The organism is Candidatus Francisella endociliophora, assembly GCF_000764555.1.
Taxonomy (GTDB): domain Bacteria; phylum Pseudomonadota; class Gammaproteobacteria; order Francisellales; family Francisellaceae; genus Francisella; species Francisella endociliophora.
Genome location: NZ_CP009574.1, coordinates 519,797 through 536,439, shown reverse-complemented (window position 1 = coordinate 536,439; position 16,643 = coordinate 519,797). Strand labels below are relative to the sequence as shown.

The window sequence follows — 16,643 nt, the reverse complement described above, 5'->3', positions numbered from 1 at the left end:
TATATCAATTTATATATTAAAAATAAACCTTTTTTATAGAAAAAATGTTTATTAGCTAGTATTATTCTATCCAAAATATTATTACTACTTATATTAAAAGATATAAATTATAAAGGAGATTTTTAAGATGCCTTCTAAACCAGTACAAAAGGATCATCGTGGATTTATAATGCCTATAGGTGGGGGAGAAGACAAATTTGCAAGCCCTACAGTTTTAGAGAAATTTATTGAACTATCTGGTGGTGAAGATGCTGTAATTGCAGTTATACCAACAGCATCAAAACTTCCTGATACTGGAGATATATATGTTGATATTTTCAAGAAAATGGGCGTGAAAGAAGCTCATAATTTAAAAATTGAAACAAGATTAGAAGCTACTACAAATAAAGATTATCAAGATAAGCTTGCTCAATGTACTGGTATTTTTATGACAGGTGGAAATCAATTGTTACTTTCAACAACTTTAGGTGGTACACCAATTGCACAGTTAATCCGTAGATTAAATGCAAAAGGTGTAAATGTTGCTGGAACTTCAGCTGGTGCTGCTTTTATTTCAGGGTTTATGATTGCTGGCGGACAAGCAGGTCTTATGCCTAGATGTAATATGGTAAATTTAGCTCCTGGTTTAGGTCTAACAAATAAGCTTTTGGTAGATCAGCATTTCTCTCAAAGAGATAGATTGGGAAGACTTTTAGCAGCTCTTTCATATAACCCTTATATGGTAGGTGTTGGTATTGATGAAGATACTTCAGCATTATTGAACTATGAAAATGTTATTGAAGTTGTTGGCTCTGGTATGGTTACTATTATAGACTTCTCTCACCTTAAGCATTCTTCATTACACAATGCACGTAATAATGCACCGATAAGCTTAGTAGATATTCGTATGCACATGTTATTGGAAGGTCAAAAATTTGATCTAAATACTTGTTTAGTAGAATACTAATTATTAATCCTTTTCATAACTCTTGTTTCCTTTAATTTTCGTAGGTTTATAAAAAATGCAAAAAATAATTATACATGGTGGCTGTGGTGCTAGAGAAGATAAAAATACATCATTTGTAGACTACCATAATCATCTAATACCAATTATTCAAAAATCATATGAGTATTTAAAAAAAGTTGATGATGCTAATGAGGCTGCTATTTACGCTGCAAAGCTTCTAGAAGATGATGAAATTTTTAATGCTGGTACAGGATCAAGAGTTCAGCAAGATGGACAAATTAGAATGTCAGCATCTATTATAGACAGCGAAAAACAAAAGTTTGCAGGCGTTATTAATATTCAGAATATAAAAAATCCTATAGAAGTTGCTAATAGGCTTATGCAACAGCATCACAGTATATTGGGAGGTGAGCAAGCTACAACATTTGCTCATGATATTATGGGGTTGCCTAAATATAACCCAATGACAGAAAAAAGATATCAAGAATATCTTGAACTTAAAAAAGGTTATACAGGGACTATTGGTGTCGTTGCTTTAGATTCAAAAGGTAAAATATGTGCAGTCACTTCTACTGGTGGTGCAGGGTTTGAGTATCCGGGTAGAGTAGGTGATAGCCCAACTGTTGCAGGAAATTTTGCTAACGAAGCTATGGGAATATCGTGCACGGGTATAGGAGAGCATATAGTAAACCAAGCTGTTGCTGCAAAAATAGCTACTAGAGTTAAAGATGGGATGCCTTTAGATAAAGCTGTAAATAAATCTATAGCAGAAAGTGATGATTTGGGAGATTATGTTGGTTTGATAGCGATAGATAAACAAGGAAATATATGCTCAGGATCAACTTCTATAGCTCAGACTTTATATGCTTATGCAGATAATCAAGGATCTAAAACCTTTTTTGAGGAAAAAATATTATAAAATACATATAAAAGTATTGACTTAAATATCTCTATATATGTATAATACTCGTCATTGGCCTGATAGCTCAGTCGGTAGAGCAGAGGATTGAAAATCCTCGTGTCGGTGGTTCGATTCCGCCTCAGGCCACCATTAAATAAGTATTGTTCGGAGCATAGCGCAGTTTGGTAGCGCATCTGGTTTGGGACCAGAGGGTCGGGGGTTCAAATCCCTCTGCTCCGACCATGTTTGATGCGTCTGTAGCTCATCTGGATAGAGCATCGGCCTTCTAAGCCGAGGGTAGCAGGTTCGAATCCTGCCAGACGTGCCATTACAATTTAAATAGCAATTTGTAATGGTGGTTGTAGCTCAGTTGGTAGAGCCCCGGATTGTGATTCCGGTTGTCGTGGGTTCAAGTCCCATCAATCACCCCAGTTATTGCGGACGTGGCGAAATTGGTAGACGCACTGGATTTAGGTTCCAGCGGAGAAATCTGTGGGAGTTCGAGTCTCCCCGTCCGCACCATTGTGGTGTTTTATAAAGTTTTATCCTGTATCATAAACTCAATAATATCAATACTTTGAGAATATTTATTGTCTCAAGGTGTATCATGAATTAGCATATAAACCCACAAAAAAGTGTATCCTAAACTGTATCCTAGATATAATGTATTTAGAAAATATATTTGAGAGTATCTATATATGGCTGGAAAACTTACTGTATCTAAAATAAATAGCTTAAAACCTACAGATGGTGATTATCGTAAACCTGATGGTAATAGCTTATATCTGAAAGTAAATAAAGGCTCTGGTACTAAGTCATGGCAGTTTAGATATAACGGCTCATATATGGGTATTGGTAGTTATCCAGCATTAAGTTTACAAAATGCTAGAAAGTTAGCAGTACAGTACAAAGAGCTTATAGCCAATGGTGAAGACCCTAGAGCTTATAGAGATAGCTTAAAAGGCAAAGATGAGCTTTTGTTTAGTAATGTTGCTAAAAACTATATTCAATGGAAAATAGAAACTAAATCTTGGACAGGGCAAACTATAAAAAAGAATCCTGGGTATTATGAGAAAGACATAGCACCAATATTTAAGAAAAGACATATCAATAAAATAGCAATACAAGAGCTATTAAACTTCTTTAATAAATTTAAAGACACTCCAACTAAGCAAGATAAGTTATTTGACATTTTATCTGGAATGTTTAGATATGCTACTTACCATTGCGGTTTAGAGCATAACATCATGGCTGGTTTAAAGAGGGGTGAAATTCTCATGCCCGAAAAAGGTAAAAGATATTCACATATAGACCCATTAAGACAACGCTCATGGCTAAGTACACTTCTAAATGATATGGATAGTTATAGAGGACAGATACAAACTATCAAAGCATTGCAAATACTGCCATATTTAGGTTTTAGACCGTCTATGATAGCAGAACTCAAATGGAGCGAAGTATACTTGGATGGTACAGAAAATGAAGCTAGACCACATATATTGATTGAAGAATCTAGCAGAATGAAAAATAGAAAAGAGTTTGCCCAACCATTAGCTAAAGAGGCAGTAGAAATTCTTAAATATATGAAAAGTATTAATGGCAATAAAGAGCATGTATTTTCATCTATCAAGAGCAAGCCTATTAGTATTGGTACTATCAATCAAGCTTTTAAAAGAATGGGTTATGATGGTACAGGAGATAAACCAGCTCAAACTACCCATGGCTTTAGACATATAATATCAACTTTACTTCATAGTTTGGCGACTGAAAAGGGTTGGAGTTATATAGCTATAGAGACCTTACTACAACATGAGGCTCAAAATAAAGTACAAGCTACATATAACACTTATGATTACTTCAAAGATAGATGTGAGATTATAGATGGATTAGCAGAATGTATGAATGATATAAAATTAAACTCTAATATAATAAAGTTTGGTAGTAATAGTTAAATACCTATGTCAAATAAAATGGCATACAATTTGATATACAAATTTTGTATGATTTTCATGCAGCAATAAGACCGCATGATACAGTATGATACTTTAAAAGATGATTAAATAGTGTAGCTCTATCTGATTGAATACAATACTAACTTAGGAATTTATGATATTCTATTATTACATATAAATAAGTGTCGGAGGCGAGAAAATGACAAATGAAGAAGTAAGAATAAAAGCCAATGATATATATAGAGAACATACATTAAAAACACCTATACAGCTAGTTAAATTAGCTAATGAATTAGGTTATGAAGTTAAGGTATCTAACCTATCAAACATGGATAAAGACGAAATAAACACGGTTAGTGGTGCCATATTATATGATGATAAAACCATACTAATAGATAGTAGACAAAATCCTAACAGACAAAGGTTTACTTTAGCTCACGAAATAGGTCATCTAGTATTAAATCATAGAGGCGATGAAAATTACTCTATAGACTATAGAATAGATGGACAATCAGCTCGTAAAGAGGTGGAAGCTAATATATTTGCATCTGAATTGCTAGCCCCAAAGAATGAGGTTCTAAAATGGGCAGAAAAAAATAAGAGTAATGATGGTTATGTATGGTTAGCTAAGTTTGTATCAGACTTTGAGATGTCATATCAAGCTGCAGAAATTAGATTAGAAATACTGGGTATCTCTTATGTCTGATGATATAAAGAAAGACTTAGAAAATGCTAGTAAACAAAGTAATAGTATTAAGGATGATATTAGAAGTCCTAAAGCATTAAAACTAAGGCTAACTGTTTTAAATATAATAAAAATTGATGATTGGCTATTAGCTATTAAAAAGCTTTTATCCACCGCGATAAGTATTTTTATTATAGTTATGCTATTGGTTTATATAATAAGCTACGAGATACCACCAATATATAGCCTTTTAGATGATATTCAAAGGTATGTCTTGGGTAGTAATATTTATGACAAATTCATAGATATGAATAATTCAGACTTTGTAGTTAACCCTAAGAATTTCAAAGCATTAATTGGTTTGCTTACTGTAAGGTTAACTATGTTATCTTGCTCAATAGCTCTTCTACTATTTATGATGAAAAGAAATAAAAATGAGAAATAAAAAAGATTTTACACTAGAAGGCTCTAAGAACAGTGTTAAAACATCAAATATAACTATTGAACTGGAAGATGATGTATGTAAGTTAGCATTATTAAGAGCAAAAGAGCTTAATTTATCAGTAAATGACTATCTTATATATCTCATTAAAGAGGATTTAAATATTTAACTAATTAAGCACTTTCTAGGTAGGCCAACCGAAAGACATTACCCAAGTGTTTGGGAGTGCTTAATCTATTGGGGACACTGTGGGAGGTGTGTTTTGTCAAATACTAGAATTAAATTGTTACTTAGTCAATAATGGTTGAACTGTAAAGATCTACTTTATATATTTAATAATTTAGGCTGTGATTATAATATTTACGATGTTTATCAACTTTTAGTTAAAAAACTATCGGATTATCTTCCTGTATATATAGACTTATATGGAAGTATTAACAATAGTCGTCTTTATTTCATATCAGATATAGATAATTACGAAAATGTCGAACAATTAACTTCTTCAAATTTGCATGGGGCTGATTATGTAAGAATTTATTCTGTACGATATGACCATTTCGGTTATAGTATGCAGATAAATATTATAGGATTAAGTATCAACAATAAAAGCTATAAAGTTTCTAGTACTAAAAATAAAGAGATGGAAGATTATCAGGATGGCATTAAAGAAATAGTATCTGAAAATAATAAAGCTTTTACCTTTTATATAACTTCTGAAGACTTTATAGAACACTTTGGCGATATATTGGACTTAGAACCATATATAGCCAAAAAAGATAATCAACCAAAATCAACCACTAATCAAGATGATAACTATAAATATAGTGAAGCTTTAAATCCATACAATGATATTATTTTAGCTTTCCAAGCTAGATATGATTATTTAACTAAAAGGCTAAATAAGAAGCCAATACTAAAGAGTGATATACAGGATTGGCTAGATAATGAGAAACTTTATTCGCAAGATTTAAGAGTAATTGAAGATGATGATACAAATATACGAGAATCATTGAAATCAAATAACAATACCTTGAAATGGTATCAAGATAATTACACTATCAATAAAAAAACTAAAACTTATCATTTATCAAGAGATAAAAGTAGAGTTTTAAAAGAACTTATAGCTAGTCATTATGAAATTTAATATGGCATATATCAAAGCCTTATAATTCAACACATACAGAGAGTATGGCATATAGTGGCATACAAAGTGTGGCATTATTGGCATATTTTTTTATCTTAATTTACCCCTTATATTTATCACTGTAGCATAACGAAGGACGTCCAAAATCGGGATGCTACAAGTGATTGTACAATCTAAATGTCATGACATAAAAAGAAAATGGTTAAGTTAAACATTTAGAAATATAAGGAGAATTAAAGTGGAGACTTTAAGACTTAAAGATGTGATGGATAAGTTCAATATATCAAGATCAACTTTGTATAGATGGATTGAAAAGCAATCTTTTCCAAAACAGATAAAAATATCAGACAGCTGTGTATTGTTCTATAAGCATGAAATTGACCAATGGTTAGAAGAAAGAGCTAACCAGAGGGAGGTGTAATATGCAAATAAAGCTAAGAAACACCGAAAAAAATATCATTGAAACTGGAGAATTCTTTAATCCTAATATTGATATAAAAATGACTAGTAGAGATATTGCTGAGCTTACTGGTAAAAATCATGCAGATATCATGCGAGACATTAGAAAAGAAATAGCCGATTTAGGTATAGAATTAGGTGAAAGCATATTTGCTTTAACCTCCTACTTGGATAGAAGTAATAGGCAAAGCCCTCAGTATATCTTTAGTAGAAAAGGTATTATGCAATTAGCTCTTAAATATAATCCTAAAACTAGATTTAAGGTTATCAGTAAACTTGAGGAGCTTGAGGAATCTAACTATAGAAACTTCAACAATACCATTCTACATAGAACTTTAGAACTTGAAAAACAGATTGCGTATAACGGTAGTGAATGGGGCCGTATGGGTGTAGACCAAAGAGAAGCTAGGAAAGGTTTTAAAGAGTTTGAGGAAGCTATTAAGAAACTAATCCAACCAGACTTACCTTTGGAGGATTAAAGATATGACTACTTTACAATCTACAAATAATCTTTTATCATCTTTGATTGTCGGGCTTAGTAACCTAACAACAAGTAGTGATATTGCCACTAATAAGAGCAATGACAAAGTGAATTGTAATAATAGCCATAAATGTATAGCTAGTGCTATATCTTTTATTAGCGGGCTTTATTATGCACTTTTAAGATATGTTAATCAATATATCTATCATACGGCTAAACTCTTTTGTTTTGTCGGGTGGACTGTATCCATACAATACCCAGCGATGGGGAAAGGTACAGTGCTAGGCTTGTTGCTGGTTACTAACCACCCGATTAATTTTAGTAAAAAACAACAAGAGGAATATAGCCATGTCTAAACAAAGTCAAAATACAAAGCATTTATTTTTTATTGATATCAAGAATGGATACATGACAAATAAAGATCATGAGTTTAACTTAGATGTTAATGATAAAGTCTTATTTGATAAATCTATCAAAGCAGAGCCTAACAACATCGCTATCATCAAAAACTATCAAGATGAATACAATTAGTCTTACTTAAAGAAATATCCACTAAAGAGCTTGTAGGGGTATATATCAATCCTAAATATACTGACTTAGTTATAGATATCAAAGAAATTATAGCTATTGGTGTAGAAGCTAGAAAACCTAGCAGAGTATTGAGGGGAGAGTAGACAATGGATATAACAAAATTCAATAACTTCATTAGTGGACTTGGTTACTCATTGCCTAACAGTTTTAATTATAGCATAGATGTTGGTAATAGGATTAGATTTAATGATGAAAATAAGAAAGGTAATAATAAAAACTTATGGCTTCAAAGGGTAGATACAGATGTATATGTTTTTGGTGATTGGGCAGGCGATAAACATACCTATATTGATGATGAAAAACCCAAGTATGAGATACAAGACTTTGTAGAGTTAAGAAAGCAAAGAGAAGCTAGACAAAGAAAATACCAGGAGGAAATAGATACTAAAAAAGATTTAGCTACTAAATTAACTGATTTTTATAAATCGTTACCATTGGCTAACAAGGACCACCCTTATTTAGTAAAGAAACAGATAAATAATCATCCAATAATACGCTTGTATAACGATGTATTGATAATTCCATGCTTTGGTACTGTAGAACCTTTTAATAATCAAATACAGAGCTTACAGGGGATATATCCAAATGGCTTTAAGAAGTTTTATAAAGATGCTCATGCTAAAGGCTCATGTTTGATATTAAATAAGTCCTCTAATGATAGTTTTATTTTTGTTGAGGGTTTCGCTACAGGTATGAGTGTATTAAGCCTTGTAGAGCATTTTAAGGCTGATATATCGGTTATATGTGTATTTAACTGCAATAACTATATTCATGTTGTAGAGAGCTTCTATAGTAAGTATCCAGATGCTGAATTAAATATATGGGCAGATAAGGATAAAAGCGGTATAGGAGTTGAAAAGGCGGGTGTGGTTGCTGCCGAAATACCAAATATTTATATAACCCCACCACCATTGACAGCTGAGCAGATGGATAAAGGTTTATCAGATTGGAATGATTATTTGAGTACTAGAGGGGATTTATAAGATGGAAAATATACAACCGGCTACAGTAGAATATAATGAGCAGATGTTAAAAGGTGAGCCTAGAGAGTTACCAAAGAATGATAAAAAGATGCCAGTATTTACTAAGGATATGCTACCAAATAGATTATCTGATTATGTCTTTGGACAAGCTGAGGCTGGTAAACTAACAGCAAGCTCTATAGCTATATCTGCTTTAACTGGAGTATCTGGGGTACTTGGTAAGAAAGTAGTATTAGATGTTGGTTTTAAAGAAGTGACAGCTAATGTATGGGGTTTAGTTACTGGCGAGAGTGGTATAGGTAAAAGTCCATGTTTGAGAACTATTACCCCTATAATAAAAGACTTAGATACTAGTCTAGAAGAAGAGCATAGAGAAAAATTAGCTGATTATAATCTTGATATTGAGGTTATAGATGCAAGGATTAAAGAAATAAAAGACTCGATGAAGTCTGATATTAAAGATGCTAATCATGAGGCCATAAGAGAAAAGAAACAACTTATTAGAGAGGTTGAAAATAGTAAGCCATATAGACCAATAGCTAATGAGATTATATATACAGACTTCACTCCGCAGGCAATTATAGACAAGATAGCCAAAGATTGTCCTAATGGTATTTTGTTATGTGGAGTAGAGTTTTATAAGGTGTTACAAACATTATCCAGTAAAGAAAATGCTACTAAGCAAGGAATGTTTTTAAAGGCTTATGATGGAGAGTTTGATAAAAGTTTAACGCTTGGTAGAGGTACTATTAATGTCGATAAAGTATCAATATCAATATTGGCTGATATTCAAACTAGTAATTTAGAAAAGTACCTAAATCAAGTTAAGGATAATGAGGGATTGCTGGCAAGGTTTCAATTACTATCAGTAGTCGAAGATAGTGCTAGAACTCACAAGAAGCCAAAGTTAGATGAAAAGCTACAGCATGTATATAAGGACCTTATAGATGAGCTATTTGATATTCCTTTGCTAGATAGGGTTATTAATGGCGAATTAGTCAAAGGTGAGCCTAAGAAATATAGGTATACAGCTAAAGCAGATGACTTTTTAGATAGATGGTTTGAATGGTATGATGCAGAGGTTAGAAACTTTGCAGAAGATACACCAATGAAAAGGTATCTAAATAAGTTTGGCGAGACTATATACAAAATATCTTTAATATTTCATGTTATAGATAAAAAAGATGAAGAGTTTATAAATATAGATACTTTGGAAAAAGTAGTTAAATTTATGAATTATCTATATGAGACTGCCAAATATCTTTACGATGATGAGATTGATTTAGTAGTTAAACATGCTAAGGAAATATTATCTAAACCGCTAGATAGATTTAAAGATGGTTTTACAGCTAGCTCATTAAGAGATACTTACTCAAGTTTACGAAATGATAAGCAAATATCTTTGACAATAGAGAGCTTAAATTTAATCAAAGAGCATAACCATATTTTGGAAATTTCACCTAAAAAAAGAGATAGATATACACGATATAGATTGATGGAATAATCCCAACTGACTAAAAACCCGACTGATTCAACTGGTTAAGGCTCAAACCCTTATGTACCAATGAATACAGACCAGTCGGGTGGTCGACTGATAAGCGACTGATGAACTGATTAAAACTATTTGACCAGTTGACCAGTTGGATATCAGTTGGGGAGTCAACGGGCTTGAAAGCCTTATGTACCAATGCTTTGAGGCTATGCCAGTTAAACCAGTCGATATTTGTACCAGTTGGACAATATGGAGATATAAAAATGCTATTTGATGTAACAATTTTAGAAGAATATAAAACAGAAAATCAGACTAAACCAAAAGAGAAAATACAGCTACAAGATATTAAAGAAATTAAGCAAAAGATAATACCAAAAAAGGAACTGCAACAACCACAAAAGAAAAATGAATATTTAAAGAAGTTTACTATTGAAAGTTATTTATCAGATATTCAGCTGCCACCTAAAAATATTCCCTGGATAGAACACTTACTTAAATGGAAACCAAAGGCTAAACAGTACGAACTTTTAAAGCAATATAAGGAGCTATATTTACAAGCTTATGATAATACACCTCTAGAACATCAAAAAATCAATGCAGGCACTTTAAAGGCTAATACTTGGTTGAGAGTGTTGATTACTGGGGAGTGATTAAAATACTATTAAAACTTATCTGTAATAGATATTATTACAATCAAAGAGTTAATTATTAAATAATAAATCATGAATGACTTTATCAATATCTTTAGTTCGTTTTTTAAGTTTAACTATAGAAAAAATATTAGCTATGAATTAGCTATAACATTTATTGGGTTATTTGCTTTTATCACTTTTATTGTATTAACATACAAGGATATTAATATATTTCTTACGCTAGTATATTTTCCTAACGCTAATAAGCAAGAGTTACTAGATACTATCTATTATGAAAGGTTTATATATGCATGTATCTGTACTTCTTTTCTTACAGCTACTGTACTTAGTATAATAAACTTTATTCTTCGATATTTTAAAATAATAAATTTTGACAATAGGTGCTATGGGCATTATTTTCTAACTCTATTTAGAGTTTATTTTATATTCTTAATGGTAGAAGTTTTGATAGGGCAAAACATATCATTTAAGATGGCTTATGATATTAACAAACAATATACCGATATAATAGAGCTAATAATAATATATCCCTGGTTTGTATACCTTTGTCAATTTTTATTTTTACTCTGTTTTTCTTATTTTGGGATTAGTTTACTAAATAAAAATAACTCTATAAAAACTAAATTTATCTTAGGCTTTTTTATTATATTGAGTTTTATTTATATTCATGAAGTCTCAATCAGTGATGTGGAACTTCAGAAAACCATAAATGAAGGACATTTTATAAGTGAAGCTCTTAATAATAACACAGACTATCAAACCAATCTTGATACTTTATCTACATATAAGGATAAAAATTTGCATTGCAGAGATGCTTATCACAATATAGAAAAATCAAAGAGATATTTGCAAGAAAATCGAATGGATTTATATAAGCAGTCCTGGGAGATAATACCAAAGCAGTTAAAACAGTGTAGCCTTGAAGTCATAAGAAAAATGAATTTAAACTATTTTGCACCCATAAAAGGGTTATCAGAAAAGTACATTGACATCAATAAGTACTGTAGAGAATCATATAATTTATCTAATAAAGCTATGGTATTTGCTAACAATTATAATCAAGAAGACATAGATAAACTTTTACCTAAATTGAACGAAGCTTTTAATTACTGTAATTTGTCAATATCTAAAGCAGATGTAGAGCAATACTATTCAAAAAATTAAGAATACTTATATACACCCCTCCAATCCTACTAATTTATTTCGTTATATAATTACTTCTAACATTACATAACTAACAATATGTAATACTCATAATTACAATCAATATACAAAAATAAGGGGTTTATAGATGAGTATAGAGGCTATAGCTTGGGAATGTGGCTATACATTACCCAATAATGTAGAAAATCAAACTATGGCTTTATATAGATGGTTTGAGAAGAGTAAATATATAGTACGAATAGACTGGGATAGCTTTGTATTTGGAGATAAGCGAACAGGCGAGAGATATAAAGTTGTAGATGGTGTATTAGTAGAAAAAGATAAAGGAATAAAGCAATGATAGAGCAAAACCATAATATAGAGTTTAAGAGTAAGACTATACCAGTAACCCTAAGAATTGATGAAAATGAGTTACAGACTCTAAAGAATACAGCTAGTCAACATGGAGTAGGTTATAGCGTGATAGTTAAGTCATTGGTTTATAAGTTTAATAGAAATATGATTAACTTTTTGTAGGTGTTGATATGACAGAAGAAAAGCAAATGGAGTTGGCAAATGATCTATTAAATGGATCAATAAAGTTATTTAATGATAGGTTTGCATCATTTAGTAAACAGTCTGCCAAAGACTGCATTATAAATATAAAAAATCTTAGTCGTGCTACAGGTAAGAAAGTAAAGCTTTATATAGATAATGAGGATGATGAATAATGAAGACAGATTTAACAGCTAAGCAATTAGAGTTTTGTAAATACTATCTGCAAAGTGGATGTGCTACAGAGGCTTATGAGCAGGCTTATGATATTAACAATATGAAAGACCAAACTATACATAATGAAGCCAGTAAACTACTTAAAAATGAAAAGGTAGCTAATTTCATTGAAAGTGTACAACAAAGAGAGATGTTGGGTGCATTCAATACAAGGCAAAAATACTTAGATAAGCTGGATGATATTATAGATAATGATGAGAGCACCATGACTGAAAAGATACAAGCTATTAATACAGTTGCTAAGCTTAAACAATGGGACAAAAGAAGAGCTGGCTTACAAGTAGATTATCAAGAGGAGGATGATTTAGCTAAATTGCAACTATCAAGAAGATACCCATTTGCGGAGTACCCTGTACCAATAAAAGATATTTAACCCTTAGATTACCACTAGGTTTTTGAACGCTATAAAAAGGGAGTTTCTCCGAGATATATAAAAAGAACTAACTAGACGTAAATATAAACCCCTTTACATAACTTAATCTTATCGTACTCATAAAAACTATATATTTCACTTTAGTTAAATCAAGGATCATAATACCAGTATAAAATTTACATAGTATAAGAGATCATCAAAATGAAAAAAGTAATATTAACATCAGCAATAGTTTTAAGTTTAGTTTCAACTGGTTTTAGTTATGGAATAGCAACTCAAGTTTCAGGTAATTCTTTTCCACCTCCAATAATGCAATTAGCATCTTAAGCATAAGGTACTAAAAATAGGGGGTACTTTGCTCCAAGTGTATCCTAAATAGTATCCTAAAATCAGTTTACAAAATATAATGCGCTGTAAATAAAGGGTCTGAGGCATATTATTAGAGTCTCCCCGTCGTGTTTCATATAATATTTTATTCTTCACATAATTTGTAAATGTATTGATCATTCTATATTATTTGTTTCTATTTAGAATACTTTTAGATGATTTTACATAATGAGTAATATATCAAAAAAACATATTTTTTTTGCTGCAGCTAGCACCGTTGTTGAATGGTATGATTTTATGCTTTTTGCATATTTAACACCAGTGATTGCTCATATATTTTTTCCTGATGCAAGTAAGTACACGGCTATTCTTATGACCTTTGGTGTTTTTGCTGCAGGGTTTTTTATGGGGCCTATTGGAAGTGTTGTTATGGGGAGTTTTGGTGATAGGTTCGGTAGGAGAAAAGCTTTAGTCATATCAGCAATGATGATGATATTGCCTATGTTTATAATAACTATACTCCCTTCTTATAATGGTATAGGGATTGTGGCGCCAATTATTCTTGTTTTTATGAGATTGTTACAAGGTTTTTCGATAGGTGGATCTTACGGTGGTGTTATGGTTTTTATGATTGAGTCTACCAAACCTAATAGAAGAGGTTTTATTGCTAGTTTTGCAACTATGTCATCAGGAACAGGAGTTTTTTTAGCATCTCTAGTTACAATGGTACTTTTTGGTATCTTTTCAAGTGAAGTACTTGATGCTTGGGGATGGCGAATAGGATATGTTATTGGTTTGGCTTTAGCTTTGATAGCGTTAGTTATGAGGCTGTCTATACCAGAAAGTTATTTATTTGAGGAAATGCAATCTGAAGGAGAATTATCTAGTAAACCTGTTAGAGAAATGTTTAATATACAAAAAGGTCCTTTATTTTTTGCAATTTCTTTATCGGCATATGCAAATATTGCTTATTATTTAGTTCTTTCATATTTAAGTACACACTTTATTGATTTAAATTATTCAGAATTTTCAGCTTTAGCTATTGTTACTTTATTTAGCCTTATTTTTTCATTTTCAGCTCCGTTATGGGGATTATTGAGCGACTATGTAGGAAGAAAACCTTTAATAATTTTCTCTATTTTAATTTATATCTTTTTATCATATCCAAGCTTTATTCTTATGAAAGAAGGATATTTCTATTTGATTTTATCTATGATATTTTTGAGTATTCCCTTAATGGCTATTTGGGGATCATATGGTGCAGCAGCTCCAGAGTTGTTTAGTGTAAAATATCGCTATAGTGGCAACGCTCTTAGTTATAATATTGGAAATTCTTTTTTTGGTGGGACTATTCCATTTATTGTAACAGCATTAGTGGTTGCTTCTGGAAGTATGCTTGCTCCTTCATGGGTATTGATTTTAGCATCAGTGGTTATGATACCAATAATTTATCTTATGCCAGAAACAAGTGCTTTAACTAGAAGAAAGAAGAGCTAACTTTATATAATTCTCTATCATTGTATATAATAATCTGGATGATATAATATAAACAATTGTTGTATACAGGGGTGAATCACTTGGATTTTTGGTTGATTATAGGTGTTTTCGTGGGTTTGTGCCTATACCTTATAATAGAGAATATAGTTCATAATATTAGTATTAAAAGTATTCCTATTAGGATCCATGTAAATGGTACGAGAGGTAAGTCAAGTGTGGCTAGGCTTATAGCTGCAGGGGTTCGAGCAGGTGGTTATAAAACAGTTGCTAAAACAACAGGAACTTTGGCTAGATATATTGATACGGATGGTTCAGAAACTCCTGTGTTTAGGATTGGATTTAGTAATATTGCTGAACAAGTAAAGATTATGTTCAAAGCACGAAAAGCCAAGGCAGATGCTATTATTATCGAATGTATGGCTTTACAACCACTATTACAGTCTTTGTGTGAACTGAAGTTAATTAAGGCAACGCATGGTGTTCTTACTAATGCAAGACCCGATCATTTAGATGTGATGGGACCTACTGAGAGAGATGTTGCAAAGGCTTTGGCTGGCACAGTGCCTGTTAAATCTAAATATTTTACAGCTGAAGATGTTCATTTAGATTTCTTTGGTTATGTATGTAAAGATAGAGAAAGTGAGTTAGTGGCAGCAACAGCTGAAGATGCTGATAAAATCACAGATGAAGAAATTAATAAGTTTGTATACTCTGAGTTCAAGATCAATGTTGCATTAGCTTTAAAAGTTACTGATGATCTTGGTATTCCAAGGGATATTGCTTTAAAAGGCATGTGGGAAGCGACTCCTGATCCTGGAGCAATGACTGAATATAATTTTGATATAAAAGATGCTCAAATGAATTTTGCTAATGCATTTGCTGCAAATGATCCAGTTTCTACAAAAATGCTTTGGGATAAGCTTTATGAGAAGTATTCTGATTGTGATAAAAAAGTGCTTGTTGTAAACTGCAGGGCAGATAGAGAAGACAGGTCTAAACAAATTGCAGAAGCCATTTTAGAATGGCAAAAGCCAGATTTAGTAGTATTGATTGGAACTGGTACAGATGTGTTTGTATCTTTCTATAAAAAATATGCAAAATCTTTAGGGGTAGAGCGTGCTCAAGTTATTGTTTGTGAAGATATGCAACCTCAAGAAATTCTTGATAAAACATATTCTGCTCAATCTGCAAAATCATATATGCTAGTAGGTGTAGGAAATATAAAAGATATTGGCATGAGTTTAGTTGAGTTTTGTGATAACAGTCATAAACAAAAACATGATTTATAATTTTAAGAATAAATAGGAGAAAATAATGGATCCATTAACGCTCTCGATAGGGATTGGTTTAATAGTCGGATTAATATTCGTATCTCTTTTGGGATTATCTACTGGTGGTATGGTAGTGCCTGGATACTTCGCTCTAGAAATGGGAGCTCCAGATAGAGTAATAGTTACCATACTTATATCTATAGTGATATTTGGGATTGTTAGATTTATGTCTAGGTTTATGATTATATATGGCAGAAGAAGAATCGCTATTACAGTATTGTTATCTTTTATTTTGGGTACGATATGTAATAGTTTGTTTTCTCAATATATGACGGCGAGTTTTTATTCTGATCAGGTTCAGGTGATAGGATACATTATTCCAGGTCTTATTACTTTATCAATTGATAGACAAGGGCTTATAGAAACTATAGGTTCTTTGTTGATTGCTTCTATCATTATTCGTTTATTATTAATTGTTCTAATCGGACCTCAAATAGTAGGAATTTAAAAT

23 protein-coding genes and 5 tRNA genes are annotated in these 16,643 nt (G+C 31.7%); all 28 read left to right on the top strand.

Annotation, left to right across the window (positions count from 1 at the left end; genetic code table 11):
• Positions 1–127 precede the first annotated feature (127 nt).
• The 28 genes from QI37_RS02575 (at position 128) to pgsC (ending at position 16,640) form a co-directional block, all read left to right on the top strand.
• Entirely contained in the window at positions 128–946 is an 819-nt protein-coding gene (locus QI37_RS02575; RefSeq protein WP_040008266.1) for a cyanophycinase, read from the top strand.
• Between the two features lie 55 nt (positions 947–1,001).
• The gene (locus QI37_RS02570) at positions 1,002–1,865 is read left to right on the top strand and encodes an isoaspartyl peptidase/L-asparaginase (protein ID WP_040008264.1); all 864 of its coding nucleotides are present in this window, start codon (positions 1,002–1,004) and stop codon (positions 1,863–1,865) included.
• Positions 1,866–1,921: 56 nt separating this feature from the next.
• A tRNA-Phe gene (locus QI37_RS02565) sits at positions 1,922–1,997 on the top strand.
• Between the two features lie 16 nt (positions 1,998–2,013).
• A tRNA-Pro gene (locus QI37_RS02560) sits at positions 2,014–2,090 on the top strand.
• Positions 2,091–2,098: 8 nt separating this feature from the next.
• Positions 2,099–2,175 (top strand) — tRNA-Arg (locus tag QI37_RS02555).
• A gap of 27 nt (positions 2,176–2,202) precedes the next feature.
• Positions 2,203–2,278, top strand: a tRNA-His gene (locus tag QI37_RS02550).
• A 6-nt stretch (positions 2,279–2,284) separates the two neighbouring features.
• Positions 2,285–2,369, top strand: a tRNA-Leu gene (locus QI37_RS02545).
• A 176-nt stretch (positions 2,370–2,545) separates the two neighbouring features.
• The gene (locus QI37_RS02540; protein ID WP_040008262.1) at positions 2,546–3,799 is read left to right on the top strand and encodes a tyrosine-type recombinase/integrase; all 1,254 of its coding nucleotides are present in this window, start codon (positions 2,546–2,548) and stop codon (positions 3,797–3,799) included.
• 199 nt (positions 3,800–3,998) lie between these two features.
• On the top strand, positions 3,999–4,505 hold the full coding sequence (locus QI37_RS02535; protein WP_052399126.1) for an ImmA/IrrE family metallo-endopeptidase: 507 nt from the start codon (positions 3,999–4,001) through the stop codon (positions 4,503–4,505).
• Positions 4,498–4,929, top strand: a complete 432-nt coding sequence (locus tag QI37_RS02530; RefSeq protein WP_040008261.1) for a hypothetical protein — start codon at positions 4,498–4,500, stop codon at positions 4,927–4,929. Before QI37_RS02535 ends, QI37_RS02530 begins: the two co-directional genes overlap by 8 nt.
• Positions 4,919–5,095: a hypothetical protein gene (locus QI37_RS10230; protein ID WP_158409062.1), complete on the top strand. Its 177-nt coding sequence runs from the start codon at positions 4,919–4,921 to the stop codon at positions 5,093–5,095. Before QI37_RS02530 ends, QI37_RS10230 begins: the two co-directional genes overlap by 11 nt.
• A 135-nt stretch (positions 5,096–5,230) precedes the next feature.
• Positions 5,231–6,070 carry a hypothetical protein gene (locus tag QI37_RS02525; protein WP_040008258.1) on the top strand — a complete coding sequence of 280 codons (840 nt, stop codon included), beginning with the start codon at positions 5,231–5,233 and terminating at the stop codon, positions 6,068–6,070.
• Between the two features lie 238 nt (positions 6,071–6,308).
• Complete coding sequence (locus tag QI37_RS02520; protein ID WP_040008256.1) at positions 6,309–6,491, top strand: helix-turn-helix transcriptional regulator; 183 nt, start codon at positions 6,309–6,311, stop codon at positions 6,489–6,491.
• Between the two features lies 1 nt (position 6,492).
• Positions 6,493–7,008, top strand: coding sequence for a Rha family transcriptional regulator (locus QI37_RS09870; protein WP_052399125.1), 516 nt, complete (start codon positions 6,493–6,495; stop codon positions 7,006–7,008).
• A 4-nt stretch (positions 7,009–7,012) separates the two neighbouring features.
• The gene (locus QI37_RS02510; RefSeq protein ID WP_040008255.1) at positions 7,013–7,366 is read left to right on the top strand and encodes a hypothetical protein; all 354 of its coding nucleotides are present in this window, start codon (positions 7,013–7,015) and stop codon (positions 7,364–7,366) included.
• On the top strand, positions 7,359–7,541 hold the full coding sequence (locus QI37_RS02505; RefSeq protein ID WP_040008254.1) for a hypothetical protein: 183 nt from the start codon (positions 7,359–7,361) through the stop codon (positions 7,539–7,541). Before QI37_RS02510 ends, QI37_RS02505 begins: the two co-directional genes overlap by 8 nt.
• A 146-nt stretch (positions 7,542–7,687) precedes the next feature.
• Positions 7,688–8,584 carry a primase/helicase family protein gene (locus tag QI37_RS02500; protein WP_040008252.1) on the top strand — a complete coding sequence of 299 codons (897 nt, stop codon included), beginning with the start codon at positions 7,688–7,690 and terminating at the stop codon, positions 8,582–8,584.
• 1 nt (position 8,585) lies between these two features.
• The gene (locus QI37_RS02495; protein WP_040008249.1) at positions 8,586–10,088 is read left to right on the top strand and encodes a DUF3987 domain-containing protein; all 1,503 of its coding nucleotides are present in this window, start codon (positions 8,586–8,588) and stop codon (positions 10,086–10,088) included.
• Positions 10,089–10,252: 164 nt separating this feature from the next.
• Positions 10,253–10,726, top strand: coding sequence for a hypothetical protein (locus QI37_RS02490; protein ID WP_144242696.1), 474 nt, complete (start codon positions 10,253–10,255; stop codon positions 10,724–10,726).
• A 474-nt stretch (positions 10,727–11,200) separates the two neighbouring features.
• Positions 11,201–11,893, top strand: coding sequence for a hypothetical protein (locus QI37_RS10205; RefSeq protein WP_144242695.1), 693 nt, complete (start codon positions 11,201–11,203; stop codon positions 11,891–11,893).
• Between the two features lie 127 nt (positions 11,894–12,020).
• Complete coding sequence (locus QI37_RS02480; RefSeq protein ID WP_040008240.1) at positions 12,021–12,233, top strand: hypothetical protein; 213 nt, start codon at positions 12,021–12,023, stop codon at positions 12,231–12,233.
• Entirely contained in the window at positions 12,230–12,409 is a 180-nt protein-coding gene (locus QI37_RS02475) for a CopG family transcriptional regulator (protein ID WP_040008237.1), read from the top strand. Before QI37_RS02480 ends, QI37_RS02475 begins: the two co-directional genes overlap by 4 nt.
• An 8-nt stretch (positions 12,410–12,417) precedes the next feature.
• Positions 12,418–12,603, top strand: coding sequence for a hypothetical protein (locus tag QI37_RS02470; RefSeq protein WP_040008235.1), 186 nt, complete (start codon positions 12,418–12,420; stop codon positions 12,601–12,603).
• Entirely contained in the window at positions 12,603–13,037 is a 435-nt protein-coding gene (locus QI37_RS02465) for a terminase small subunit (RefSeq protein WP_052399124.1), read from the top strand. The genes QI37_RS02470 and QI37_RS02465 overlap by 1 nt, the downstream gene beginning before the upstream one ends.
• A 201-nt stretch (positions 13,038–13,238) precedes the next feature.
• Complete coding sequence (locus QI37_RS10405; protein WP_268746173.1) at positions 13,239–13,364, top strand: hypothetical protein; 126 nt, start codon at positions 13,239–13,241, stop codon at positions 13,362–13,364.
• A 228-nt stretch (positions 13,365–13,592) separates the two neighbouring features.
• Positions 13,593–14,861, top strand: coding sequence for an MFS transporter (locus tag QI37_RS02460; RefSeq protein ID WP_040008233.1), 1,269 nt, complete (start codon positions 13,593–13,595; stop codon positions 14,859–14,861).
• 71 nt (positions 14,862–14,932) lie between these two features.
• A complete protein-coding gene (gene pgsB / locus QI37_RS02455) occupies positions 14,933–16,150 on the top strand; it encodes a poly-gamma-glutamate synthase PgsB (RefSeq protein ID WP_144242694.1) in 1,218 nt (405 codons plus the stop codon).
• Positions 16,151–16,175: 25 nt separating this feature from the next.
• Positions 16,176–16,640, top strand: a complete 465-nt coding sequence (gene pgsC / locus QI37_RS02450; protein WP_040008230.1) for a poly-gamma-glutamate biosynthesis protein PgsC — start codon at positions 16,176–16,178, stop codon at positions 16,638–16,640.
• Positions 16,641–16,643: the final 3 nt, after the last annotated feature.

Coding starts and splice junctions, on each gene's coding strand:
- QI37_RS02575 (WP_040008266.1), top strand. CDS start 128: ATGCCTTCTAAACCAGTACAAAAGGATCATCGTGGATTTATAATGCCT.
- QI37_RS02570 (WP_040008264.1), top strand. CDS start 1,002: ATGCAAAAAATAATTATACATGGTGGCTGTGGTGCTAGAGAAGATAAA.
- QI37_RS02540 (WP_040008262.1), top strand. CDS start 2,546: ATGGCTGGAAAACTTACTGTATCTAAAATAAATAGCTTAAAACCTACA.
- QI37_RS02535 (WP_052399126.1), top strand. CDS start 3,999: ATGACAAATGAAGAAGTAAGAATAAAAGCCAATGATATATATAGAGAA.
- QI37_RS02530 (WP_040008261.1), top strand. CDS start 4,498: ATGTCTGATGATATAAAGAAAGACTTAGAAAATGCTAGTAAACAAAGT.
- QI37_RS10230 (WP_158409062.1), top strand. CDS start 4,919: ATGAGAAATAAAAAAGATTTTACACTAGAAGGCTCTAAGAACAGTGTT.
- QI37_RS09870 (WP_052399125.1), top strand. CDS start 6,493: ATGCAAATAAAGCTAAGAAACACCGAAAAAAATATCATTGAAACTGGA.
- QI37_RS02510 (WP_040008255.1), top strand. CDS start 7,013: ATGACTACTTTACAATCTACAAATAATCTTTTATCATCTTTGATTGTC.
- QI37_RS02505 (WP_040008254.1), top strand. CDS start 7,359: ATGTCTAAACAAAGTCAAAATACAAAGCATTTATTTTTTATTGATATC.
- QI37_RS02500 (WP_040008252.1), top strand. CDS start 7,688: ATGGATATAACAAAATTCAATAACTTCATTAGTGGACTTGGTTACTCA.
- QI37_RS02495 (WP_040008249.1), top strand. CDS start 8,586: ATGGAAAATATACAACCGGCTACAGTAGAATATAATGAGCAGATGTTA.
- QI37_RS10205 (WP_144242695.1), top strand. CDS start 11,201: ATGGCTTATGATATTAACAAACAATATACCGATATAATAGAGCTAATA.
- QI37_RS02480 (WP_040008240.1), top strand. CDS start 12,021: ATGAGTATAGAGGCTATAGCTTGGGAATGTGGCTATACATTACCCAAT.
- QI37_RS02475 (WP_040008237.1), top strand. CDS start 12,230: ATGATAGAGCAAAACCATAATATAGAGTTTAAGAGTAAGACTATACCA.
- QI37_RS02470 (WP_040008235.1), top strand. CDS start 12,418: ATGACAGAAGAAAAGCAAATGGAGTTGGCAAATGATCTATTAAATGGA.
- QI37_RS02465 (WP_052399124.1), top strand. CDS start 12,603: ATGAAGACAGATTTAACAGCTAAGCAATTAGAGTTTTGTAAATACTAT.
- QI37_RS10405 (WP_268746173.1), top strand. CDS start 13,239: ATGAAAAAAGTAATATTAACATCAGCAATAGTTTTAAGTTTAGTTTCA.
- QI37_RS02460 (WP_040008233.1), top strand. CDS start 13,593: ATGAGTAATATATCAAAAAAACATATTTTTTTTGCTGCAGCTAGCACC.
- pgsC (WP_040008230.1), top strand. CDS start 16,176: ATGGATCCATTAACGCTCTCGATAGGGATTGGTTTAATAGTCGGATTA.